The organism is Salinivibrio sp. IB643 (genome assembly GCF_001996105.1).
Classification (GTDB): Bacteria; Pseudomonadota; Gammaproteobacteria; order Enterobacterales; family Vibrionaceae; genus Salinivibrio; species Salinivibrio costicola.
Map to the genome: position 1 here is coordinate 1 of NZ_MUFF01000067.1, position 4,376 is coordinate 4,376.

Consider the following 4,376-nt stretch of genomic DNA (forward strand, 5'->3'; position numbering starts at 1 on the left):
TCTCGTGCGCTTTTTTTATATTTTTTAGCAAGTAAAAGTAATGGTATTGCTAAATTCGTTATTAATGATTCTGAAAAAAGAAGAGCGCTTCGTGAGAAATACGGTGACCACTTTATCACTAATGTAATGGTATTGCTAAATTCGTTATTAATGATTCTGAAAAAAGAAGAGCGCTTCGTGAGAAATACGGTGACCACTTTATCACTAATGATCGCTTTAAAGATATAATTATGATAATGCGATCAGGCTTGTGGGTGTGCTCCTCTTTAGAGACACCATTAAGTGGATTTGGATTAAGTTTCAGACGAACCGTTATTCATTTAGGGCACGGGGCTCCAATAAAATCGGTAGGGTTGGGCGAAAAATATGTAAGCTTGGTAAAGTCTATTTACTATCGCTTAATTCGAACAAACTTTAGCTATTTAATGTCAAGTTCGGCAGCATTTGATAGTGCCTGGGCAAAGTGTTTACACTTACCATCTTCTCATATTGTTCGGTGCCCGCAGGCACGTTGTGATCAAGTTGTATCTCCTGACCGTCATTTAGTGAGTCTGATCCTTGATAAGAGCTCACATAATGTCCTATATGCGCCCACCTGGCGACCTTTTTCAGATACGCAGATATTTCCTTTCGATGATTTTAATCTGGACACACTTTGTGATGGCTTAGAAAAGAAAGGAGTGACCCTCTTCTTAAGACTTCATCCAAATTTTGAATTTGAACTTGATGAAAAGTTACTAAAATGTGAGCGAATTAAACTGCTGTCTAGTCAAGACATTAGTGATATAAATCCAGTGTTAGGAGGGTTTGATCTTGTAATTACTGATTATTCAAGTATATATATAGACTTCCTGCTTACCGAAAAACCGGTGATGTTTTTACCCTACGATTATAACGAGTACGAAAGTACTATAGGTTTTTCAATCGATTACGAAAAGCTCACTCCTGGACCCAAACCTAACTCCTTAGTGGCGTTCTTATCTGAATTAGAAACTTTACTTACCGATTCCGATTACTATCTTAGTTGTCGAAAAAACGCGAATAAAGTACTTAATCCTATTATGCGTGATCATGCAAAACATACACTTAACGTAGTTAAGACGTTGGCTAAGCGTTAAACGAGCTTGCGGGTAATCGGTATAAAGCGCTAGGCCGTAAGCACTCGGCCTAGTGTTTGAGTATGGTTTAACTTAAGTACGATGAATCATGGATGTCATGATTCTTCATAATGCATATGCTGAGTATAATGCGTATGTCCAATTGCGTTATGCAGGCTTTTTAGTGTTGGTTGGTTGTATATATCCAGTAGGCGCTTCGAGCAGTATACGTTTAATACATTCAACATCAAAATAATGACAACAGCTGTCTAACTCGCTGAGCAATATAGTCATATCATCCCATTGCAGCTTTTCTTCACATGCGGTCATGATTTTTTCGTGGCCAGTGCCCTCAACGTTATCGCCAATCAACAACTCTTCATAGAGCTTTTCGCCAGGTCTTAATCCCGTAAATTTGATTTCTATATCCCCATCTACGTTATTGGCATTCTTTTCTCGAAGGCCCATGAGTTTGATCATACGCTTGGCTAAATCGAGAATTTTTACTGGTTCGCCCATGTCGAGCACAAATACCTGGCCGTTATGACCAATCGCACTGGCTTGGATCACAAGCTGGGCCGCCTCGGGGATCAACATAAAGTAGCGGGTAATATCTGGGTGTGTCACTGTTACTGGGCCGCCGGCACGAATTTGTGATTTAAATAGTGGTACCACAGAACCTGACGATCCTAGCACATTGCCGAAACGCACCATGGTGAACGTTGTTTGACTTTGTTTGTCTGCCAGTGCTTGTAAGACTAGCTCTGCAAGGCGTTTACTGGCGCCCATAATATTGGTGGGTCGTACCGCTTTATCCGTTGAAATAAGGGTAAAGCTTTCTACTTTATTCGCGATGGCTGCGTTGGCGCATGCCAGGGTACCAAATACGTTGTTACGTATGCCTTCTACAATATTATCTTCAACTAAAGGCACATGTTTATAAGCTGCGGTATGGTACACCGTATTGATCTCGTGAGTAGCCATTAGCTTACTGAGCCTATGCTCTTTTTGCACCGACCCTAGTGCAGCGACAAGTTGTACATTAAGCGCTAAATTGATACGCATTTTTGACAGTGTCTGATGGGCACGATAAAGGTTATATTCGTTTAGCTCAAAAAGGATTAGCTTGGCAGGCTTTAGCTTTAGCGCTTGCTGGCATATTTCTAGACCAATTGAGCCACCGGCTCCCGTAACCAATACATTTTTATTGGTGATTTGTTTAGCTAACAGGGCAGGGTCGGGCTCAACCGGTGCGCGGCCTAATAAATCAGCAATGTCGAGATCTTTTATATCGGCAACACTATTTTTTCCGGCGGCAATGTCTTCAACGGAAGGGACGGACTGAATCTCAATCGGCCAATGGGCAAGCTTTTCAAGTAATCGTAGCCGCTCACCTTGGGTCACATTATTAATCGCGAGTAGCAACTTAACGGGCTGATAGAGCGACCGTAGTCCATCAAATTCTGATGGATGATATACTCGAATGCCGTACATGATTTGGCCCACCTTCGCGCTGTCATCATCAAGAATGGCTGCTGGATGATATTCATTACCCTGGATCAGCGCATAAGCGAGATCACGCCCTGTTGCGCCGGCACCGTAAATAAACACGTTGGGCTTATTGCGTTTGTAATATTGCTCATAAAGTGTACGAAATAAAATTCGTGGCCCGCCTAGTGTAAGAATGGCAATGCCGGCGTATATAAAGGGAACGCTGCGCGGGATAAAAGACTTAAAAAAGAAACCACTTAGCGCTAAAGTGATTGCCGATATGCCCACCGCAAGAAAAATGTGACCAATGGCTGGTAAGGTCATGTATCGTAGAACAGCTCGATACATGCCGAGCTTGATAAAGCAAAAGACGGTCGCAAAAACGGTTGCTAAAAAAGATCCCGCCTCTTCGATACCAAACTCAAATGGTGTCGCACCCAGACGGAAGAAAATTGCGAGATAAATGGAAACCATCACTGCAACAACGTCATAAGTTGCAGTAACAAAGCGTTTTTTACGACGGCTGGCATTGAGAAGCCGTTTAATAGGCGTGAACATTAGCGACCATTCGGTTAATTGGTTTGATGAGAAAATGTTGCTTGTCATCAATTTAGTTGACTTCACAGGCAATTACGAGAAATTACACTTTGATTTTACCCGAAGAGATTGGAAAAATGGTATCATTTTTGCAGTCTTTGTGTGAGAAGTTTCACAGATGAATTTACTGATTACTGGAAGCAACGGCTTTGTCGGTCAGGCTGTTTCTGACTTAGCCACAAAACGTGGACAGAAAGTGCGCAAGGTGAGACGCGTCAAACCAAACGTGCAACGTGAAAATACCAATCACGTGCAGCCACTTACGTTTTGGATAGAAAACATCAATGGCGATACGGACTGGAAGGGCGCCTTTGAAGGAATCGATTGTGTGATTCACTGCGCCGCGCGCGTGCATCACATGCATGAAACCGAGGCTGACGCACTGGCAGCGTACCGTTCAATTAACACCGAAGGGACTCGGCACTTGGCACAACAAGCCGCGGCTGCCGGTGTGAAACGGTTTGTGTTTATTAGCTCGATAAAAGTGAATGGCGAAGCGACCCCCCCTAATCAGCCGTTTTATGCCAACGATAAGCCTAACCCACAAGATCCGTATGGCATCAGCAAATATGAGGCCGAGCAGGCGCTGTTTGAAATTGCTCAGCAAACCGGGTTAGACGTAGTGGTGATCCGTCCGCCACTGGTATATGGGCCCGGTGTTTGAAATTGCTCAGCAAATGCCAACGATAAGCCTAACCCACAAGATCCGTATGGCATCAGCAAATATGAGGCCGAGCAGGCGCTGTTTGAAATTGCTCAGCAAACCGGGTTAGACGTAGTGGTGATCCGTCCGCCACTGGTATATGGGCCCGGCGTAAAAGCCAACTTTCTCACCATGATRAAATGGACCAAACGACGTATACCCTTACCCTTGGGTGCCATTCATAATCGACGAAGTATGGTTTACCTTGATAATCTTGCCGATCTGATCCTAACGTGTTGTATCCACCCTAATGCAGCCGGGCACGTATTCTTAGCCTCCGATAATGACGATGTCTCGACAACTCGGTTACTAAAAATCGTCGCGCAAGCAATGCGCCGACGTGCCTATTTACTGCCGATTCCCGCGTGGTTACTGACTCGCATGGCTCAATTACTCAATAAACCGCAGTTGTCGCAGCGTTTATGTGGTGATTTGCAAGTGGATATTCATAAAACCATGGGCCAACTTAACTGGCAACCGCGTTATAG

4 protein-coding genes and 1 pseudogene are annotated in these 4,376 nt (G+C 43.9%); 4 read left to right on the forward strand and 1 reads right to left on the reverse strand.

Annotation, left to right across the window (positions count from 1 at the left end):
• Together BZG77_RS14995 and BZG77_RS14310 are read left to right on the forward strand one after the other, a co-directional pair.
• On the forward strand, positions 1-228 hold a 228-nt coding region (locus tag BZG77_RS14995), incomplete at its 5' end, for a hypothetical protein (RefSeq protein WP_206744359.1).
• Entirely contained in the window at positions 201-1,118 is a 918-nt protein-coding gene (locus BZG77_RS14310) for a CDP-glycerol glycerophosphotransferase family protein (RefSeq protein ID WP_241844167.1), read from the forward strand. The genes BZG77_RS14995 and BZG77_RS14310, both read left to right, overlap by 28 nt.
• A 147-nt stretch (positions 1,119-1,265) precedes the next feature.
• Here BZG77_RS14310 and BZG77_RS14315 read toward each other — a convergent pair whose 3' ends face one another.
• The gene (locus tag BZG77_RS14315; RefSeq protein ID WP_077647724.1) at positions 1,266-3,146 is read right to left on the reverse strand and encodes a polysaccharide biosynthesis protein; all 1,881 of its coding nucleotides are present in this window, start codon (positions 3,144-3,146) and stop codon (positions 1,266-1,268) included.
• Positions 3,147-3,303: 157 nt separating this feature from the next.
• Between BZG77_RS14315 and BZG77_RS15170 the strand changes: the two genes are divergently transcribed.
• Positions 3,304-3,849 carry an NAD-dependent epimerase/dehydratase family protein gene (locus BZG77_RS15170; RefSeq protein WP_077647725.1) on the forward strand — a complete coding sequence of 182 codons (546 nt, stop codon included), beginning with the start codon at positions 3,304-3,306 and terminating at the stop codon, positions 3,847-3,849.
• Positions 3,850-3,867: 18 nt separating this feature from the next.
• Positions 3,868-4,376: pseudogene (locus BZG77_RS15175) on the forward strand (NAD-dependent epimerase/dehydratase family protein); the annotation flags it as partial.